General features: G+C 44.0%; 20 protein-coding genes. 11 read left to right on the forward strand and 9 right to left on the reverse strand.

Annotation, left to right across the window (positions count from 1 at the left end; genetic code table 11):
• Positions 1-151: 151 nt before the first annotated feature.
• Positions 152-1,027: a ribonuclease H family protein gene (locus FD04_RS10295; protein WP_056948691.1), complete on the forward strand. Its 876-nt coding sequence runs from the start codon at positions 152-154 to the stop codon at positions 1,025-1,027.
• A gap of 14 nt (positions 1,028-1,041) precedes the next feature.
• Here the strand turns inward: FD04_RS10295 and FD04_RS10300 are convergent, their stop codons facing one another.
• Positions 1,042-1,605: a DUF2179 domain-containing protein gene (locus FD04_RS10300; protein ID WP_056948693.1), complete on the reverse strand. Its 564-nt coding sequence runs from the start codon at positions 1,603-1,605 to the stop codon at positions 1,042-1,044.
• 680 nt (positions 1,606-2,285) lie between these two features.
• Between FD04_RS10300 and FD04_RS10305 the strand changes: the two genes are divergently transcribed.
• The 5 genes from FD04_RS10305 to FD04_RS10325 all read left to right on the forward strand — a co-directional run bounded on the left by FD04_RS10305 (position 2,286) and on the right by FD04_RS10325 (position 7,672).
• The gene (locus FD04_RS10305; RefSeq protein WP_056948695.1) at positions 2,286-2,837 is read left to right on the forward strand and encodes a sugar O-acetyltransferase; all 552 of its coding nucleotides are present in this window, start codon (positions 2,286-2,288) and stop codon (positions 2,835-2,837) included.
• A gap of 264 nt (positions 2,838-3,101) precedes the next feature.
• Positions 3,102-4,694: a BCCT family transporter gene (locus FD04_RS10310; RefSeq protein WP_082603223.1), complete on the forward strand. Its 1,593-nt coding sequence runs from the start codon at positions 3,102-3,104 to the stop codon at positions 4,692-4,694.
• Between the two features lie 185 nt (positions 4,695-4,879).
• Entirely contained in the window at positions 4,880-6,013 is a 1,134-nt protein-coding gene (locus FD04_RS10315) for a GGDEF domain-containing protein (protein ID WP_056948697.1), read from the forward strand.
• Positions 6,014-6,092: 79 nt separating this feature from the next.
• Positions 6,093-7,031, forward strand: a complete 939-nt coding sequence (locus tag FD04_RS10320) for a phosphoglycerate dehydrogenase (protein ID WP_054700531.1) — start codon at positions 6,093-6,095, stop codon at positions 7,029-7,031.
• A 215-nt stretch (positions 7,032-7,246) separates the two neighbouring features.
• Positions 7,247-7,672, forward strand: coding sequence for an OsmC family protein (locus tag FD04_RS10325; protein ID WP_056948699.1), 426 nt, complete (start codon positions 7,247-7,249; stop codon positions 7,670-7,672).
• A 103-nt stretch (positions 7,673-7,775) separates the two neighbouring features.
• Here FD04_RS10325 and FD04_RS10330 read toward each other — a convergent pair whose 3' ends face one another.
• On the reverse strand, positions 7,776-8,438 hold the full coding sequence (locus FD04_RS10330) for a YczE/YyaS/YitT family protein (protein WP_054700534.1): 663 nt from the start codon (positions 8,436-8,438) through the stop codon (positions 7,776-7,778).
• A 90-nt stretch (positions 8,439-8,528) separates the two neighbouring features.
• Between FD04_RS10330 and pgmB the strand changes: the two genes are divergently transcribed.
• Entirely contained in the window at positions 8,529-9,200 is a 672-nt protein-coding gene (gene pgmB / locus FD04_RS10335; RefSeq protein ID WP_054700537.1) for a beta-phosphoglucomutase, read from the forward strand.
• A gap of 83 nt (positions 9,201-9,283) precedes the next feature.
• Here pgmB and FD04_RS10340 read toward each other — a convergent pair whose 3' ends face one another.
• Entirely contained in the window at positions 9,284-9,646 is a 363-nt protein-coding gene (locus FD04_RS10340; RefSeq protein WP_054700541.1) for a DUF488 domain-containing protein, read from the reverse strand.
• A gap of 65 nt (positions 9,647-9,711) precedes the next feature.
• On the opposite strand from FD04_RS10340, the gene FD04_RS10345 reads away from it, so the two are divergent.
• Positions 9,712-10,356, forward strand: a complete 645-nt coding sequence (locus FD04_RS10345) for a DNA-3-methyladenine glycosylase (RefSeq protein WP_056948701.1) — start codon at positions 9,712-9,714, stop codon at positions 10,354-10,356.
• A 101-nt stretch (positions 10,357-10,457) separates the two neighbouring features.
• On the opposite strand, the gene FD04_RS10350 is transcribed toward FD04_RS10345, so the two are convergent.
• From FD04_RS10350 to FD04_RS10360, 4 genes are all read right to left on the reverse strand, one after another.
• A complete protein-coding gene (locus FD04_RS10350) occupies positions 10,458-11,177 on the reverse strand; it encodes a demethylmenaquinone methyltransferase (protein ID WP_056948703.1) in 720 nt (239 codons plus the stop codon).
• A 151-nt stretch (positions 11,178-11,328) separates the two neighbouring features.
• Positions 11,329-12,120 carry a type I methionyl aminopeptidase gene (map, locus tag FD04_RS10355; protein ID WP_054700544.1) on the reverse strand — a complete coding sequence of 264 codons (792 nt, stop codon included), beginning with the start codon at positions 12,118-12,120 and terminating at the stop codon, positions 11,329-11,331.
• A 187-nt stretch (positions 12,121-12,307) separates the two neighbouring features.
• Positions 12,308-12,478 (reverse strand): hypothetical protein, encoded by a 171-nt coding sequence (locus tag FD04_RS12700; protein WP_169790172.1) that lies wholly within the window; start codon positions 12,476-12,478, stop codon positions 12,308-12,310.
• A gap of 51 nt (positions 12,479-12,529) precedes the next feature.
• Complete coding sequence (locus FD04_RS10360) at positions 12,530-13,237, reverse strand: zinc metallopeptidase (RefSeq protein WP_054700546.1); 708 nt, start codon at positions 13,235-13,237, stop codon at positions 12,530-12,532.
• Positions 13,238-13,363: 126 nt separating this feature from the next.
• Between FD04_RS10360 and FD04_RS10365 the strand changes: the two genes are divergently transcribed.
• Positions 13,364-14,728 carry a DHA2 family efflux MFS transporter permease subunit gene (locus FD04_RS10365; protein ID WP_054700549.1) on the forward strand — a complete coding sequence of 455 codons (1,365 nt, stop codon included), beginning with the start codon at positions 13,364-13,366 and terminating at the stop codon, positions 14,726-14,728.
• 205 nt (positions 14,729-14,933) lie between these two features.
• Here the strand turns inward: FD04_RS10365 and FD04_RS10370 are convergent, their stop codons facing one another.
• Positions 14,934-15,206 (reverse strand): hypothetical protein, encoded by a 273-nt coding sequence (locus tag FD04_RS10370; RefSeq protein WP_056948705.1) that lies wholly within the window; start codon positions 15,204-15,206, stop codon positions 14,934-14,936.
• Between the two features lie 305 nt (positions 15,207-15,511).
• Between FD04_RS10370 and FD04_RS10375 the strand changes: the two genes are divergently transcribed.
• Positions 15,512-17,209: a hypothetical protein gene (locus tag FD04_RS10375; protein ID WP_056948707.1), complete on the forward strand. Its 1,698-nt coding sequence runs from the start codon at positions 15,512-15,514 to the stop codon at positions 17,207-17,209.
• 250 nt (positions 17,210-17,459) lie between these two features.
• Positions 17,460-17,690, forward strand: a complete 231-nt coding sequence (locus tag FD04_RS10380) for a DUF454 family protein (RefSeq protein WP_054700555.1) — start codon at positions 17,460-17,462, stop codon at positions 17,688-17,690.
• 248 nt (positions 17,691-17,938) lie between these two features.
• Here FD04_RS10380 and FD04_RS10385 read toward each other — a convergent pair whose 3' ends face one another.
• The gene (locus FD04_RS10385; RefSeq protein WP_056948709.1) at positions 17,939-19,048 is read right to left on the reverse strand and encodes a lactate oxidase; all 1,110 of its coding nucleotides are present in this window, start codon (positions 19,046-19,048) and stop codon (positions 17,939-17,941) included.
• Positions 19,049-19,063 lie beyond the last annotated feature (15 nt).

Raw genomic sequence — 19,063 nt, forward strand, 5'->3', positions numbered from 1 at the left:
AGTTTGGTTGAATTCGTTCATAATTTAGAATACATTATAAATTTTAGCATAATATACCTTAAATGAGAATTATGACGAGCCGAATTATTTGGATTGTAATAAGATATTACTAAACTTAAACAGAACTTAATTTTATGAAGTGAGGCGCATCATGGGAAAGTACTACGCAGTGAAAAAAGGACGCAAAACCGGCATTTTCACCAGTTGGCCGGAAACCCAACAACAAGTGACGGGGTTTCCAGGTGCTGTTTTTAAAGGCTTTAAAACGCAGGCAGAGGCCCAGCAGTTTCTAAGTGGTGATGTCCAACCGGCGAAACACTTATCAAAAAGTGTTGCACATACAGACAATGACAGTTTAATTATCGGCTATACAGATGGTGGTACTCGCAATACTGGTAACGTTAAGGGCGGTCACGTCAAATCGACTGATAAAGCGGCCTGGGCATTTCGCCTTGAATTACCCGATGGTGTCATCAGTGATTCTGAAGGGGAGTGGGGCGCTACCAATAACCGGATGGAGATCATGGCCCTCATCAAGGCCCTTGAAGCATTGATTCAACGTGACCAGCAGCAAGCCGACATTACCATGGTGTTGGATTCCAAGTACGTGCTAAATGCAATTGAGAAGCACTGGCTGGCAGGCTGGAAACGTCGTGGTTGGCGTCGTAGTGGTGGTGAGTTATTAAACGCTGAACTGTGGCGACGGCTAGACAGTCTATTGTCACAGTTTACCCAGCTGTCATTTGTTTGGACCAAGGGGCACGCTGATAATGACGGCAACGTCTTTGTTGATGAGTTACTTAACAAAACCATGGACCACATGAAGCCCGGTGTCGCACAAACCAAACATGCACCCAAGCATTCAACGGAACTTAGTCAACAACCAAGGGTGAAAAAGACGCCAAACCAGCCGGCCACAACAAAGGCAACGCCATCAACGCCTAAAATGACCACTTCAGAAACAAAGCAATCGGTTAATGACATTCAAAAAGCACTCGAACAACTCGACCTCTTCAAAGATCTGTAATTCGAGTGCTCGGCTTAGTTTTTATGAGCCACTTTTCTAAAGCGTCGTTCAACTTCCTTACTCCAAAAGCCACCAGACATTTGTGTGGGTTCATTGACCATCACAAAGGCGTCGGGTGCGAGCTCATGAATCAGCGTCATCAGTCGATGGTCAGCCTTTCTAGGCGCCAAAATATTTAAAATCAATCGTGATCCGTCACGACCATAACCCCAAGTTTCCGTCACACCGTAGCCGTTATCACGCAGTGTTTCTGGAAGCTTTTTATTATGTTCATAGTCTGGATCACCTTGGTCAATTTTAACGGTGACTTGAAAATTAACGTAGCCTAAGGCAACGTGATCTTCAATTAAGATACCGAGGTAAATCCCGATCCCAAAGCCGACGGTGTAAGCTAAAACGTTAACTGGTGAGTTGATATTTTTTAAGGCAATCGCTAAGGCAATCACGTACACAAATTCCTCTAAAACGGCTAGCAATGGCGCCCATAACCGCTGACGTCGCACAACTAGCATGGTCCGAAAGGTATTTAAGGTAATGTAACAGGCATTGAGAATAAAAATCGTTAAAGCAAGTTTCAAACAAATCGCCCCTTTCCCAAATTAACAAGATAACACCTCCAGTTTAGTGCAATTATATTGAGATGAAAGTAATTCAACTCGCTGGGTCGGATTATTGGCATTCGTTAGTGATAGTTGCTATAATTTTTTTGGCCAGTAAATGGTTAATTAAAATAGAAGGTTAGTACAGGATATGATCATTTATTTTGATGAATTCCGACAATTTATCAGAATTTAACGCCAATAACGTTTAAACCAGTGACTTTTAAGTATAATAGTCATACTGAAATAGTTGTTCATAAATTGACCAATCTTTTTTGAAATTATCCAAAAGTTTACCGGCTCATATGTAAAATGTGTGGTATAATGTATTTACTCATCGCAGAGATGTGGTGATTAACTAGATTTATCCCCGTACTTGTCAAATCTGGTCAAGAAGTCATCTTATTTAATCCCCCAAGATGAAAAGATACTTCTCTGTTGGAGATCCCCTAGAGTCTCCAAACGATTTATACAATCCTAACTCAGTTAAGTAGATCCCCCATTATAATCTGCTTAACGCTTGCTAGTTGATCCTGTTGGAGAAACAGATCAGTTAGTGATAAAAACACAACCATCGTTGAGACGGTTGTGTTTTTATTTGGCCTTTTTTAACCCATGGCCATTTGTGCTATGCTAAAAGGGAAGAAGGAGCGTGCAATATGACAACAGAACGAGAGAAGATGACTGCCGGTGAGCCATACCAGCAGTTTGATAAAGAATTGATTGACCGGCGGGTGTACATTCGCCAGCAGCTAGAAGAAATTAACCACATCACGGATAATCAAAATCGTAATGACCGGTTTAAGGCCTTATTGGCGGATGTTGGTGATGACTTTTTCGTGGAAACCGACTTTAAGTTTGATTACGGCTTTAACATTCACATTGGTGATCACTTCTATGGCAATTACGATATGACCTTTTTAGATACTTGTCCGATTACGATTGGTGAGCATTGTTACTTTGGCCCTAACGTTGGCCTATACACCCCCGTTCATCCCTTGGACCACGTTCAACGGGATGCGGATGTCGAGATGGGTAAGCCCATTACGATCGGTAACAGTGCTTGGCTGGGTGGCCGCGTTACCATTTTGCCCGGAGTCACTTTAGGCAATAACGTCGTCGTTGGCGCGGGTTCAGTGGTTACAAAATCATTCGGTGATAACGTTGTGATTGCCGGTAATCCGGCTCGTGTCATTAAAACTATAGATTAATATGAATTCACTTATCATTTAACTTGATTTTACTTATTATCTCTACGGTGTATAATAGAAAATGTAAATTCAATCGGGTTACTTTGGAAGTGGCAATTTGTTGCAGAAAACGCTGTTGCAGGTGGTCTTGGACGATCTCAATGGCGTTTTTGCGTTCTCTTTGCTAACCTGACTGAAAATACGCTGAATTTTATGAAAATACGTCTGTAAAATTTCAGTATGTAATATTATAAGAGGAGGATTATTATTTTAAGAAGCAAGTTAATCAACAAGTGGGTCTTTGTACCGACTGTGGGATTATTCTTACTGGCAACATTGGTTTTAATGGTTGGTGGACAGGGGCTTCAAGCGCCGCTGTCTAGCCTGTTAAGTTGGATGAATCTCAAGTTGGGTTGGCTGTACCTTGGTATTTACATTGTCAACTTTGTCTTCTTAATCGGATTGGCATTTAGCCGATATGGGAAAATTAAAATTGGAAAACCTGATGACAAACCAGTATACAGTGGTTTTAAATGGGGTGCGATGGTCTTTGCGACCGCAATCGATGCAAGTATCATGATGTTATCGATTACGGATCCACTGACAGTGATCCAAAACCCACCGTTTCACTTCAAAGCCTATTCACACGCGGCGTACATTTCCGCAACGATGATGGGTCAGTTTAACTGGGGGCCAATGGCGTGGATGATGTTTGCGCCGGCTGCCGTTTTGATCGGTTACCTGATGTATCGTAAGGGGCAACCAGTTCAAAAGTTAAGCGATGGCATTGGCATGTTGGACGGTGAAAAGCACCAAGTCATGAAGCGTTTCTTTGCCGGATTGATCAACGTGCTCGTTGTGGTTGGTATTATTGGTGGTGTTGGCTCCTCAATTGGGATGGAAGTCCCAATTACAGCGAAGGCCTTCTCCAGCGCAACGGGTGTTAAATACGGGCTACCGCTCGAAATGGGCTTGTTTGTAATCTTGTTCATTTTGTTTGCGGTCACCGTCTTTAAAGGATTAAACGGTGGTATTGATCGTTTAAGCATGGCGCACATCTGGTTAGCGATCGGTTTTCTGGTGTTAATTTTATTCTTTGGCCCAACCCGCTACATTATTACGAATGAAGCACATAGTTTAGGGATGTTGGTTCAAAAATTCGTCCCAATTGCAACGAACGCAACGCCAAGTACGACCCAACAAGATACGATCTTCTACTGGGGCTGGTGGTTATCATACATGCCTGTCATGGGCTTGTTCATCGCCAAAATCTCTCGTGGTAAAACGATTCGTCAAATGTTGATGGGAATGCTCTTATACGGGTTTACCGGGTGTGCCTTGTTTTACGCCGTCATGGGTGGCTACGCACTTTGGCTGCAACAAAATGGCGTGATCAATTTGGTCCACATTTTGAATACGCAAGGCCAGGCGGCTGTAATTGCAACCGTGATTGGGACGCTGCCAATGAAGCAGGTTATGACATTGCTATACTGTGTGTCATGCTTTATCTTCTTGGCCACAACCATTTCAGGGTCAGCCTACATTCTATCGTCATTTACGAGCACGCCGTTGAAGCATCGTGAACCAACTCGCTTTAACCGGATGACTTGGGTAGTTGTCTTTATGATTTTTGCCTTCTCACTTGTCATGGTGGGTGGCTTCCAAGTTATTCAGACGATTTCAGTTCTAGCTGGTTTTCCACTGATTGGTGTTTGTGCGGTGATCTTGATGTCGATTAGACGATTGGTCAAGCACGATCACGAGTTAGTCTTTACGCCAACACCTGCTGTAGTTGCCGAGTCAGAACGGCCAGCAACGGTTGAACGTAAATCGGCAATTCGGGGTAAATTGATTTTATCACCGAACCACTTTGCTTAATTGAATTTATAAAATTAAATGCATAAACGATGATTCCAGAATTGGGACCATCGTTTTTTTGTGGGTTATTTTAGTTGTTTTGTGTTATGCTGGAAATGAGAATGAAAACGTTGATATATTAACGTTTATAGCACATCAAATGTTATAACAATTTCATAATTGTGTTAAAAAAGGGGGTAAACAGAGTGCTAGCTTGGGCAATTAGACTTGTAACTTTTATCATCAATAGTTTGCTACTGACTGGGTTTGCGCTCATCTTTACCTGGCTTGGTAGCACTGATTTTTATCACGCAGCTAAACTGAAACTTCGTGGTTTTAATCAAATTATTTTAACCATTGGCTTTTTAGTGTTATTCCATGCAGCTTCTGAGTTACGGATTATGCAGCAACACTATATTACCGGCTATGGGTGGAATTATCTGAATTTTCAGATTGGTGTGATCATGTTTGCGGTACTCTTTAAACAAGGCCGATGGTTGCTGCTTAGTTTGACCGCTACCCTCTTTGTTTGGTACTGGTGGCTACCCAATGTAACCCATTGGCCCATCTTCTTTGCCATGTCAGTTTTGTTGATGTGGGCAGCCGGACATTTTAACCGTGAATTAACGGCGCATCGGTGGCTTTACTACCCGTTCAGTCTACTGTTTGCCTTGCCCTTCATGTGGGCTAATCTAGTTTCGTTGCGTGGCATTGATGTTGGTTGGTGGTGGGAGATTGGGTCTAGCGTTGCCATTGACTATTTGATTTGGATCATTCAAAAACGGCTGAAACAGCAACATCGCAGACGCATTATTTTAATGCAGGAAGCTAACACAGATAATTTAACCCACCTCAATAACTTTCGGGTGTTTAACGAAGATTTAATGACGGCCTTTAAACAGTACCAAACACAAGGTGTCGCCTACCTGGTCTACACCTTTGATATTGACCACTTCAAGCATGTTAACGACCAGTACGGTCACTTGGAAGGCAACGTGGTTCTCGAACGGGTCGCGACGCAATTGGGACAATTAGTTAAGGGCATTAGCACTGATGCCAAGGCTTATCGAATTGGCGGTGAAGAGTTTAGCTTCATTGTTTTTGATCGAAATGGTCAATTTGAAGAGACTAGACAGGTTGCCAACAATGTCCGCAAATCGATTAGCGAGTTAATGTTCATGACCAAAGCCGGCGAAAAGTTTCAGATTACGGTTTCGCTTGGTCAGGCAGACGTTTTGCCAGAAGACCAGAACTATATGGAAATTTATCGGCGTGCGGATCAGCAGTTATACCGAGCAAAACAATTTGGCCGCAACCGGGTTTCGGTGCTGGATGACTGAGTCAGGTCTGCAGGCTAGAACTCGTTTCGTGTTAAAATAAAGCTATTCTGAAGCGCGGTCCATAAGAAAGGAAATGAACATGCAAAAGATAATTATTCCAGAAGCAGCTGATGCACAAACGAATCACTATTTAGCCCAAAAAGGTTACGATGTCATCAAGGTTGCCAATCCATCCAAGGCAGACCTGCTGGCTCACCCAGACGTAGCTGGTGCGATGGTTTATTTGTCACCAATGCCTAATGACCTGTATGATCAATTACCTAACCTAAAAGTCTTGGCACGATATGGCGTTGGTTACGATAATATTGACGCTGATTATGCTGCCAAAAAGGGTGTCTGGGTAACCAACACACCGGGCGCCAATGCCGTTAGTGTTGCAGAAGCTGCGGTGACAGACATGTTGTTGCTTGCTAAGCAGTCGATTCCGATTGCCGCTAATATGAAGACGAATGGTTGGACGCAAAAAGAGTCCATTGTTGGTCGTGAACTGACCGGCGCTACCGTTGGCATTATCGGATTTGGGGATATTGGCCAAACGGTGGCCAAGCTATTAACTGGCTTCGGGTGTCGCATTTTGATTTATAACCGGACCCACCGGGATACGCCTTATGGCACCTACGTTGATTTAGAAACGCTGTTAACCGAAAGTGATTTTGTGTCAATTCATATTGCTGCGGTTCCGGCAACTGAACATTTAATTGATGCTCAAGCACTGAAACTCATGAAAAAATCGGCTTACCTTGTGAACATGGCGCGTGGTGCCATTGTTGATGAACAAGCGTTATATGATGCACTTAAACAACACGATATCGCCGGGGCTGGGTTGGACGTATTTGAACACGAACCGCTGCCGAAGGATGATCCACTGATGAGTTTGGATAATGCCTATTTAACGCCTCATTCAGCAGCAATTACTCATGAAGCCGGGTACAATATGGCCATGGGGGCTTCCAAGATGATTGACGCCGTGTTATCTGGTCAGACGCCTGAATGGGCGGTTAATCAGCCGGTGAAGTAGGGTGGCGTTGTTAAATATCAAATTATCGGTGAATGATAACATTCATCGATTTTTTTATGATAGGAAATAACCAAGGGATAAAATTAGTAATTGCTTAAATTAATCAAGTATTTTCCAAACGAGGTTCTTCCCACAATTTGAGCAAGCTAAACCCTTTGTGATTGGTTTTTCGCGTGCTAAACTACAAGCACCAAAAACAAAGGGGGATCCCAATCATGGCTATTGATGGATCGTTGTATCATACTGAAGCGGTAAATGAAAAAGGTTTGAGTGGCGTAAGTTTTATTCGGGGGAATGAAAGTCTGGCACTAGGTGTAAGCAGTTCGTTGGTGAAGGGTGCAGGTACTAACCCAGAGCAACTGATTGGCTTGGCAGTCAGCACCTGTTTTAACGCAACGATTGAGATTATCGAACGGATGCATAACTTACCCCACAAGAGTGTCGTCCACACTGGTGTTGATCAGTTGAAGGACGATACTGGGTACCAGTTTATCGTCCGGATTCAAATCTTAATGGCGGGCGTTGAGCACGACCAGGCACGAGCACTGGTTGACGAAGCCAAGAACTATTGTCCGGTGGCTAAGTTAATCAAACAAAACGCCAACGTGACGTTTGAAGTCGTTGATCAATTTGAATTTTAACGAAACAATCATGTCCAGACGCGTCTGAATCTCAGCATGACATTAAAAAGGATTGCAGCCTCCAGGTTTTGGAAGTTACAATCCTTTTGTTGATTAATATTGACTACAAGCGTTGATGTTTCAGTCGTGCGAACACATATCGATCACTCAGTGCGATAAACGTCCCTGAGAAAAATAGGGCGACAAAGGTCCCAATATTGACCGCCCAAACTTGGTGCTGAATTGAGAAAGTCACTAAAATAATGATTAGCGGTGTCAAGTACGCAACCAGCGATGCCGTTACGGCGTTTCCATGCAAAAATTTAAATCTAATAATCTGCATTAAATCATCGTTTGGATGCAAAATTAAATTGATTCGCTGGTAGATGGAGATGCCACAACCGATAAACATGACGCCAACGATATCGAGTATCACGGCGGGAACCAGCGGCAAGTGTTGAATGCCAAGCATTAAGAACAGGTGGGTGATCCCACTGACGAGGTAACTGAAGGGCACCATGAATAACACGTTACCGAGCATCCGGTGCCAGTCAAAATGTCGTAATAACAGGGCGTTAGCTAAAATAACCGCAACTCCCTCTAGTAGCAACATGTTACCCAGGTTCATCTGGAATAGATGAGCTAAGTTTACTGCTGATGCAGTCCACAACGCACTCCCTAAATTCAGAGAGACTGTCAGTGCGTTTCCCAGTGAATTGATTATAATAGAAATAACAAGTAGGATACAATCACCTAAAATGGTTGGTTTACCGTTTGGTTGGTACATCGTCGTTTAATCCCTCCATAACGGTATTAATTATACGGGAATGGTTTGAAAATTAAAGGCTATTTTCTTAATTTGAGTGAGGTGGCACAAATGTCAAATTTTGAGCAATATTCGGGGGCGTTATTTGATTTACACGGTGTCATTGCGGATACTTCTAAGTATCACTTACAGGCGTGGCATCAATTGGCGACTGAATTAGGCGTGGAATGGACGTCGACGTTAGCGCAATCAGTAGTCGGTATGAGCCGAAGCGATGCCGTCACTGCGATTTTACACGCAGGCAATTTGGAGCGTCAGTATTCTGTGCAACAGCAAACGGCACTTGGTGATCATAAGAACGAAATGTACCTCAAGTTGATTGCGCATATGTCACCAGCAGACATTTTGCCAGGCGTAATTGATTTTTTGAACGATCTACAGCAGCATCATTTTGGTATCGTGTTGGCTTCCGCTTCAGTTAATGCACCACTTGAAATTCAACGAATGGCGCTTGAAAGCTATTTCCCGTTGATTGTCGATCCGGCAACGCTAGCCCATAATAAACCAGCGCCGGATATTTACCAACAAGCTGCAGCGATGTTAAACCGATCGCCTCAGCAATGCTTGGGGTTCGAAGATTCCCAGACTGGGTTGGCAGCTTTGAATGCTGCTGGTGTTATATCAATCGGCATTGGTGAGGAAGCCGAAATTGCGACCGCTCAAGTTAAGCTACCCAACACCAGTGCGTTATCCCTAGCAAACATTGCTCAAATGATTGGGTAATTCAAGACTTAAAAAAGACCGCTTAGTTGAAAACATCAGTCAATTGGCTGATAGGTTCAACTAAGTGGTCTTTTGCGATAAAGTTAATTTTGGTGAGTCTCAATGTAGTCTTTGAGCACAACGGCCTGGTTGTGGGTCTCATCCTTAGCGCCATATAGTAAAATGACGTTACCTTGTGCCAAATGCTCAGCAACTAGGTTTAAAAAAGATTCTCGGTCAGGGTTAGTGTCCAGCTCTTGTTCGTAGCGGGATTTAAATTCCGGATATTTTTCGGGCACGTGGCCAAACCATTGTCGCAGCTCCTTGGTCGGGGCAATGGTTTTAAACCATTCATCCAACGCAGCTTTTTCCTTCGAGATGCCACGGGGCCACACCCGGTCAACTAAGATGCGGTAACCGTCCATATCAGCGGGTTTAGTATAAATTCGTTCAATTTTAAGTGTCATTATTGTCCACCTCTTCTATAATTACAATATACCATAGTTATAAAAGTGGGGGTGGAAGATGGCTTATGGATACAATCACAGCATTTTTTAGTGGCAAACCAACGGAACAAATAACGCAGAATGTGTTAGGGAAACTGTTGAGTTATCAGTCACCAAGTGGGCTGGTGAGTGGCTACATCGTAGAGGCTGAGGCTTATTTAGGCGCTCGTGATTCAGCCGCCCATGCATACCAAGGCCGGCGAACGGCTGCCAACGAGGCATTGTACGGTGCACCTGGTACAATTTATATCTATACGCTACACGGCCAGTATATGTTTGATATTGCCGTACAGCCTAAAGATGAGCCGCAAGGAATTTTAGTTCGAGGACTTGAACCCGTTGAAGGTATTGACATTATGACCAAAAATCGGGGCAAAACGGGATCAGAGCTGACCAATGGTCCTGGCAAGCTGATGAGTGCTTTTGGCATTCATGATAAGCAGTGGAATCTCACCATGATCAATGCGGGCCCCATTAAGATTGACTTAACAACTGGACGGCAACCGCGACAAATCGTCAGTTCAGCTCGTGTCGGGGTCAGTCGACGCGGAGATGCAACGGATGCACCATATCGATACTACGTTAAGGGTAATCCATACGTATCTGGCATGAAAAAGCGGGATGTTGATCTGAAGACCCATGGTTGGGCGGATGAACCATTTGACAACTAGTTTCGCCAATAGTCAATAAACGACATCGTTGATTCAGTTAGAATCAGCGATGTCGTTTATTTTGATTGCTGTCGATTGCACGGAACCAACCGGGGGGTAGATTAATTAAACGGCCGCATACCAAGGTGCAACGTGGCCGCACCTAAATCAAAGGTTCGGTAAGAAACGCCAACTAGCCCGGCGGCTTCAAACATCTTGACCAGTTCCTTGGCGCTCACAAAGGCCGCCGTTGTGTGTTGCAGGTAAGCATAATCTTGATAATTACGGACCGCTAATTTTGTCATCATCGGCACAAGTTTGAAGTAAGCTTGCCAACCTAATTTGATGATGGGTTGCGTTGGCTGTGATGTTTCCAGACAGGCAACTTGACCGCCAGGATGAACGACGCGGGTCATTTCACGCAACACTTGGTTGGCATCTGGCACGTTGCGTAGGCCGAAACCGATGGTAGCGACATCAAACTGGTCGTCATTGTATGGCAGTGACATGGCATCGCCTTGAATTAAAGTGACGCGGTCTTGGTACCCTGCCTGAGCAACTTTTTGTTTGGCAATGGCTAACATTTCATCGCTAAAATCTAAACCCACAACTCGACCGGATGGGCCCACTGCTTTAGCGAGTGCTAAAGTCCAGTCACCAGTTCCACAGCAGAGATCAATTGCGAAGCTGCCAGGCTTGAGGTTGAGCTGCTGCATTGTCACTGTGCGCCAGTGCTTGTGTGTGCCAAGGGTAATGAGATTATTCATTTGATCATAATTGCCAGCAATTCGGTTGAAAAGCGAGGCAACTTGATGTTCAGGGGTTTTATTTGTAAGTGACACTGCCGATTCCTCCTCTAAAAATACTAACTTCATGATAACAAAACAATGACTTAAACGTACAGTTGTAAGTCATTAATATGTAAACAACGCCATGCAACCGACCAGTTGGCGGGCTCATGACGTTGTTGATTGACCATTAGACATCGTTACATTAAAGGTACTTTGCGTCCATTTCAGGATCCTGTGAAGTTAAAATCTTAGGACCGTCCTTAGTAATCACCAAGGTGTGCTCGTATTGCGCCGAAGGTGAACCATCGGCTGAAGCGTAGTATTCCCAGGTGTCACCAGGAATTGGCTTTGAGACGATCTGCCACGTACCCAGGTTGACCATTGGTTCGATCGTAATGGTCATCCCTTCGCGTAGCCGTAATCCCTTACCCTTTTCACCGTAGTGAGGCACGTTTGGTTCTTCGTGCATCGTTGGTTGAATGCCGTGACCAATCAGTTCACGAACATCACCCATGTGGTTTTCGTCTTCAACGTAGTGTTGAATTGCGTAGCCAATATCACCAATGCGGTTACCGATCACGGCCTGATCAATACCAAGGTAGAGGGCCTTTAAGGTAACGTCCATCAAGTGTTGCTTTTCTTCGCTGATTTCACCAACTGCGTAAGTCCAGCAAGAGTCACTCATGAAGCCGTCTAAATTAACGACGAGATCAACGGCAACGATGTCACCGTTTTTGAGTAACAAATCTTTACGAGGCGTTGCGTGAGCCACTTCATCGTTGACGCTGACGCAAGTCGCGTACTTGTAGCCTTCAAAGCCCTTTTCTTCGGCCTTGGCACCGTGTTCTTCAATGTAGGCATTTGCAAATTTTTCAATATCCCAGCTTGAGATACCTGGTTTGATAATGTCACGCAGTCCTTTGTGCACACCAGCTAAAATGGCACCAGATTTGCGCATCATGTCAATTTCACGTTCTGATTTTAATGTAATCACGAATTTCGTGCTCCTTTTGAATTGATTTCAACACTTACAATGTTACACCTTGTCACTGATTTCACCAAGTCTGGCAACCCAACTGGGTGTGTGTTCGTTAGGTACGCACGGTTTTTCAATGAACCGTGCGAACAGAATTTTATTTCTGTAAACAAAAAGCACAGCTAGTGATAACTGCGCTCAAATGTTAACTGAGGGTGGTGATTTCACCATCGTCAATTGCTTTTTGAATTTTTTTGGCCTCATCCAACCGTGATTCAACGATGTATTTCATCGTGATATCGTTGTCGGATTCGGCTTGGTTAAATTGTTCAGTTAAAAAATCGATTTGATCTTTCAAATAGGAAACTAAGTCCATCTTTCTCACCAACCTTTTGACGTCTTACTTGCCATTATAGGCCAAGTCGGCTTAATTGTCGTCACGATTTCCGCCAAAAAGAATGATTAACCGGAGGAGTTGAAGGAAGGTGGCCAGAGCAGCTGCCACGTAAGTGAGTGCGGCTGCCGTCAATACCTTGCGAACCATTGGTACTTCGGCTGGTGTCAACAAGCCACCGTCACTTAAAATTTGAAGCGCTCGGTGCGAAGCGTTGAATTCAACTGGCAACGTGACCAGTTGAAAGAGAAGGGCAAATGAAAACAGAAAAATACCCAAGTGAATTAAAGTTGCGTTCATACTCATCACAACGCCAATTAAAATCAGTGGGAACGACAGTGTCGAGCCTAAGTTGGCGATTGGTACAATAGCAGTTCGAAGTCGCATTGGGAGGTAGTTTTTAGCGTCTTGGACAGCGTGCCCGCATTCGTGAGCCGCCACGCCAATGGCAGCGACCGATGAAGCATTGGCTGTCGCTTCAGATAAGTTCAGGGTTTTGTTGCCACCGTTATAATTATCGGTGAGGTTGCCGGCGATTGGGTGGACGGTGACGTCAGTGATGCCAGATTGTTGCAAAATGTATTCGGCAGCGCTCGTTCCCGTAACGCCGCTTTGAGCACGATAGCGATCGTACTTAGCAAACGTTGAATTCACGTAGCCAGAAGCAGCCATGGATAGGAGCAGACCAATGATAACCAGAATATAGGTTGGATCAAAGAAAGCGAAAATTGGTGATGTCATTTACATCCTCCTCATTATTTTGTTGATAAACATTGTAGCAAGGTTGTTTAAAATGTACAACCAACGACGTTGAATTTTACAGCGCTGGTTGAAATCACTATGATAGAAGGGTAAGGGGGAATTCGAATGCAACAAGCACCAAGTTTATCGGGACGTCGTCGTTTTTGGTTTGTCACAACGCTGTTAATGGGCACCTTTACCATGTCCATCAGTCAGTCAGCGTTGTCGACAGCATATCCGACGTTAATGCGTTATTTTTCAATTTCAGCGTCAACCGTTCAGTGGTTAACGACTGGCTTTATGCTAATTATGTGTATCATGATGCCAGTTAGTCCGTGGCTGTTGAACAATATTGGCTTCAAAGCACTTTTTCTGGCGGTGTTGATCATGTTTGATCTGGGCACACTGCTCATTATTCTTGCACCTAATTTTCCATTGGTATTATTCGGCCGTGCGTTGGAAGCCATTGGCGTTGGTATCTTGTTTCCATCGTACCAGACAGTGTTACTCACCATTACGCCTAAGCAAGAGCGTGGCGGTGCCATGGGCGTCGCCGGCCTGGTGATGGGTTCAGCATTGGCAGTTGGCCCAATCATCTCAGGCATCGTCTTGAAATTCACGAGTTGGCAAGGCCTGTTCGTCGTCTTTATGATAGTCATCACTTTGGTGGTGTTACTGGCTTTAAAGACCATTCAAAACGTGATGCCGAAGCAACCATCACGACTTGATTGGCTGTCAGTTGTCAGCCTGGTTGGCTTTATTGGCGTGTTGTACGTCGTGAACTTAGTTGGACAACACGGCGTTAACTGGACCAGCGCGATGGTGATTTTGGTCATTAGTCTGCTACTGGTCGTCTATTTTGGGATGCGACAACTTCGATTACCGGAACCACTGCTTGATTTACGGGTCTTTAAAGTCGCACAGTTTAACGCAGCAGTTTGGCTTACCGGGTTATCTTACATTGCACTCATCGTTGTGACGATCGTGTTCCCACTCTACTACCAACTGATTTTAGGTGTTAGCCCGTTTATCTCAGGTATGGCACTGGTTCCAGGTGCGATTTTCCTAAGTCTCTTAAATCCGTTGACGGGTCGCTTAGCTGACCGAATTGGGTTTAAGCGGGTTCTTTTGATTGGAATGAGCATGATTTTAATTGGCTGGGGGATTTTGGCAATTATCCCAGTGACTTTTTCACTTTGGGCCATGATGCCAATCGCGATGTTGATTGAAGGGGGTAACGCCTTTGTGATGATGCCGGCGGTTACTTTGGGCGCCGATGCCTTACCAAAGGATCGGATTTCACACGGTACAGCGGTTATCACGACCATGCGTCAGCTACTTGGGTCGACTGGTGTTGCCGTGGCAACAATTATCCTGTCATTGGGTGGCGCCACCACAATCAAACAGTTCCACTGGGTGTTTATCACGTTCTTTATCCTGGAAATTATTGGCTTACTGTTAGCAAGTCGTTTGCATGAAAAACGGGCTTAATCAAAATAAACCGGTTAGGGCGCAAAATAGAAGCAAAAAGCAAGCGTGGATACCCGTTTTCAGGGATTTCACGCTTGCTTTTGTTTATGATCGAATTTGAATTTGTCACGGTGTAAGGCTAAATAACAGTACGAAATCAGTTACCCATTAATTTCGTACTGAAAAACTAGTTCGTTACTAACGTTGACCATTTGATGGGGTTACCTCATTGATCGGCCCGTTGCTTTAAACGCTGATGAAGTTGTGCGACACCAACGTCATCAAGTGGCGCATGAGGTTGTTTGGTGGTTTTTTCAACCAAAACCATTAAAGCGACGACAAATTGGTTTGCGTCATCAAACACCGTTCGATTAATCCGCCAAGCGTTGTAATTGATTGCAAATGGCTTGAGGGCGGTCATAATAACCCAGTGTGAACGACCAGTCATGCGTTCGACCATATCTATGTAGCGGTTGGTTCTAAGTTTTAAGTGAATCATGAAAACCAGTTCCCTTGCTTTGATAGATTAAGTTTACCGCAATTAATTTGATTGTTTCAAGGTGAGTTATCATTTTAAATTTAACATTTTTGAAAATTGGGTGTTTATTCCAACAATTTTTAAAAAATTGCTTTATTAATCAAATAAAAATCTTTCTAATTTTCATTAATTAAATGAATGATGAAAGCCCGCTATGACAACGACAAGAAACATTTATTAAAATCTCATTTTCTATTTTCGTTCGTGTTTTTTTAGGCTACAATAGGAGCAAGGCATTGAAAAGACCTTGGAAGGAGAATTACCCTATGACTGAGTCACATAAAGTTGAAACGGCTGCATTATACATGAATTCCGCCAGAGATGTTGCAGTGATTAACTACAGCAGTAAGTATATTGGCGACATTTTTACCTTAATTAACAGTAAAGAACTTGCTGAAGTTGTTCGTTTATTCTTAGAACACAGAGGCCACACCACCGAAAGCAAACGTAACTACTTTGAGGATGCTGATGCTAAAACCTACATTGACACCATCAAGGCAGTTTTATTAGATCGAGAAGACGCCTTCGCTACATATAAGCGCGAAGAAATTTTAGATAGCATTGAAGATTTATATTCATACTATCGGTCATACCTACGAATTGGCGTGATGAACTTGCATAGCAGTGAAGCAACCGCCAAGACCTTCATGCAATTGGACAACCAATTCAATGAAGTTGTGATTGAAGCCTACCGGACAATTGAAGAAAAATTGCAAGGCTTCCGGAACAAGACCTATCGTCAGGTTAGCGCCGGTACTTCGGCCTGCGTGTTGACGCAATCATTAACTTGGCCAACCCCAAGAGGGTATGAAGCCTTGAAACCAATTCGCTTCTTAGATACCTTAATGTTACGGCCACCAATGATGATGACCACGCCGTCTAATAAGCGTGAGGGGACCTTCACGGCAGTTGACGATAACCCAATCAATAAGTTCCACGGGTCTCGTGACGAATGGTACTGCTTCCCCGCTAAAATTGGTGAAAGTCTTGCTTACATTTACTTCCATCGGGATTACTTTGTCAGCGGTATTTCATTGGCCAACTTGTTTGAAGTTGCCGACGCCAAAGAGATTGCTGGTCACAAGCCTGACCTCATCTTGCTCTTCGGTCTACAGGAAACAGAAGGTGGCGTGAGTCATTACTACCACGATGAAGAAAACGACATCTGGGTCGGCGAAGTGCCATACAACGACAAGACCACTTATTTCGGTTACATGAAGAAGATGTGCTTGACGCTTCACAATCTGCACATGATTTACGAAAATCGCTTACCAATTCACGGTTCAATGGTTCGAATCAAGTTTTCTAACGGTAAGAACAAGAACGTGGTGTTCTTCGGTGATTCCGGTGCCGGTAAGTCTGAATCATTGGAAGCCTTACAAGAAATTGCTGACGATAAGATTTTAAGCCTTGAAACGATTTTTGATGACATGGGCAGCTTCACTTTGACTGATGACGATTTGTACGCCCAAGGAACTGAGATTGGGGCTTTCGTTCGATTGGATGATTTAAGTTCTGCCGTGGCCTTCAACAACATGGACCGTGGTGTGTACTTGAACCCGGATCGTAAGAACGCGCGGGTTATTATCCCAGCCGATTCGTACCGTCGCGTCGTTGCTCACCATGGCATTGATATGTGGGTTTACGCCAACAACTATGATAAGGAAATTGGCATTCACCAATTTGAAAACAAGGAAGACGCTAAGGCAACTTTCATTGAAGGCAAACGTTTCGCACTTGGCACGACCGATGAAGTCGGCATGAGTACGACTTTCTTTGCTAACCCATTCGGGCCAGTTCAAGAAGAGGCCAAGACCCGTCCAATTATCGACAAGGTCTTTGACCGGTTATTTGATCAAGGTACTTACGTGGGCGAAGTCTATACCCACCTTGGGACCGATAAAAGTAAGGATAGCTTGAATGAAAGTGCACAGGAATTGCTTGATGTGCTGATGAATTCGTAATTGCTCAGTTATCCTTTGATACAACAGTTAAATTGTTAATCGTGAGTCTGCCATTCGGCGTAACGCTGATGGCGGGCTTTTTTGCTGCTTTTAAGTCAACAGTTCGGTTAAGATTGAAATTTAAGCAAAATCACAAGTGAGCTAACATTTGCCGAATTGTTTTAGATTCTCTAAAGTCAACGGTTGAAAACTTGTGTCATCCTAAATAAGGCACTATACTGCTCAAAAAGATTGAATTGGAGATGGTGGTATGCAGTTTTTGCTGACAAAATTACTTTGGTCGACACTGACGATTACAGGCTTGGTTGGGGCCATAGTGGGCTTTATTTTGCCAGTAATTCCAGGCATTCCATTCCTGATTCTGATGATTTATAGTCTTAAAAAACTGTCGCCTAAGTTTCATCAGTGGTTGAGTCAGACTTGGCTGGCAAACTGGCTGAGAGAACATCAACCAAAATTAGCGAAGTGGTTAATGAGTTAAGCACGGTGGTGTAGCACATGTTAGTTTGTCGACAGGTTCTAAAAAGTCCAGTTTGACGCTTTAAACGTTCAATTTGAAGAATAGAAAACTTAATCCCTGATAAATAGATCTATCAGACAAAAAAGTCCCACCATGATAAATAATCATGGGGGACTTTTTGCTGGCAAACTGCGATGGAGCAGTTCTAACATTATATGAGGGGAATGCTAGAGGAGAGTTAATCTACCAGTTTGCCAAGTTGTGTTCGATTAGTAATTAAGGTTTAATAATTCTGCTTGTTTAATGTCATCAATGGTCTTAGTACCAGCTAATTGCATGATGATTTTCAATTCGTCATTGAGGTGGGTGAAGACGGAAGCCACACCCTCAGCACCGCCAAGTGCTAAACCGTAAATGGCTGGACGACCAATTGCGACAAGGTCGGCACCTAATGCGATGGCCTTAAAGACGTCAGAGCCACGACGGACACCAGAGTCAAAGATTACGGGCACTTGATGGTTCACGGCCTTAGCAACACTTTCCAAAACGTCAAAGCTGGCTGGACCACCATTTAACTGACGGCCACCGTGGTTGGAAACGTAAATGCCAGCTGCACCAGCGCCGATAGCGTACAGTGCATCTTCGGCTGATTCAACACCTTTTACGATAACGGGTAAGTCAGTGTAATCAATGATTTGTTGTAAGTCGGCAGGACCAATCTTTTGGGCAGCTGCGGCGTAGATTTCGCCGATGCCCTTACCCTTGCCATCGCCTTCACTAAACTTAGTTAAGTTAGCCATTGGGATTGGAAACTGGAAGTTATTAATAATATCAGCTTCACGGTAACCATCCACAGTTGCATCAACGGTCAGGATGATCGCCTTAACGCCAGCTTTTTTGGCTTCGTCTAAAAGTGATTTGTTAAATTCCCAGTCTTTGCTCATGTAAAGTTGGAAGAATTGAGGGGCGCCTTCACCAGCTGCTGCAGTGTCAGCAATCGAAGTTGATGAATAGGTACTTTGAGCCATTAAGCCACCAACCTTAGCGACACCCTTAGCAGTATCAACTTCGCCCTTAGCGTGTGCCAAACCCTGAGCAGCTGCAGGTGCCATCATGATTGGTGTCTTTAAGTTCAGGCCAAACACCGTGGTATCTGTTTGAGGATTTTCGATGTTGCTGAGCGCCTTTGGTACGATTTGGCGGTGTTGGAAAGCGGTACGGTTTGCACGTAACGTCCATTCATCTTCTGAACCACCAGAAATGTAACCAAATCCGCCAGTTGGAATAATCTTTTTAGCGTCAGCCTCCAATTGCGGTAAGTTCAAAATGTCCAGTGCTTGTTCGTTTTCGTTTTGTTCGTAACCATTTGTCATTACCATAATGAATTCCTCCAG

This window comes from Secundilactobacillus odoratitofui DSM 19909 = JCM 15043, assembly GCF_001434895.1.
In the GTDB taxonomy this organism is placed as follows: Bacteria; Bacillota; Bacilli; order Lactobacillales; family Lactobacillaceae; genus Secundilactobacillus; species Secundilactobacillus odoratitofui.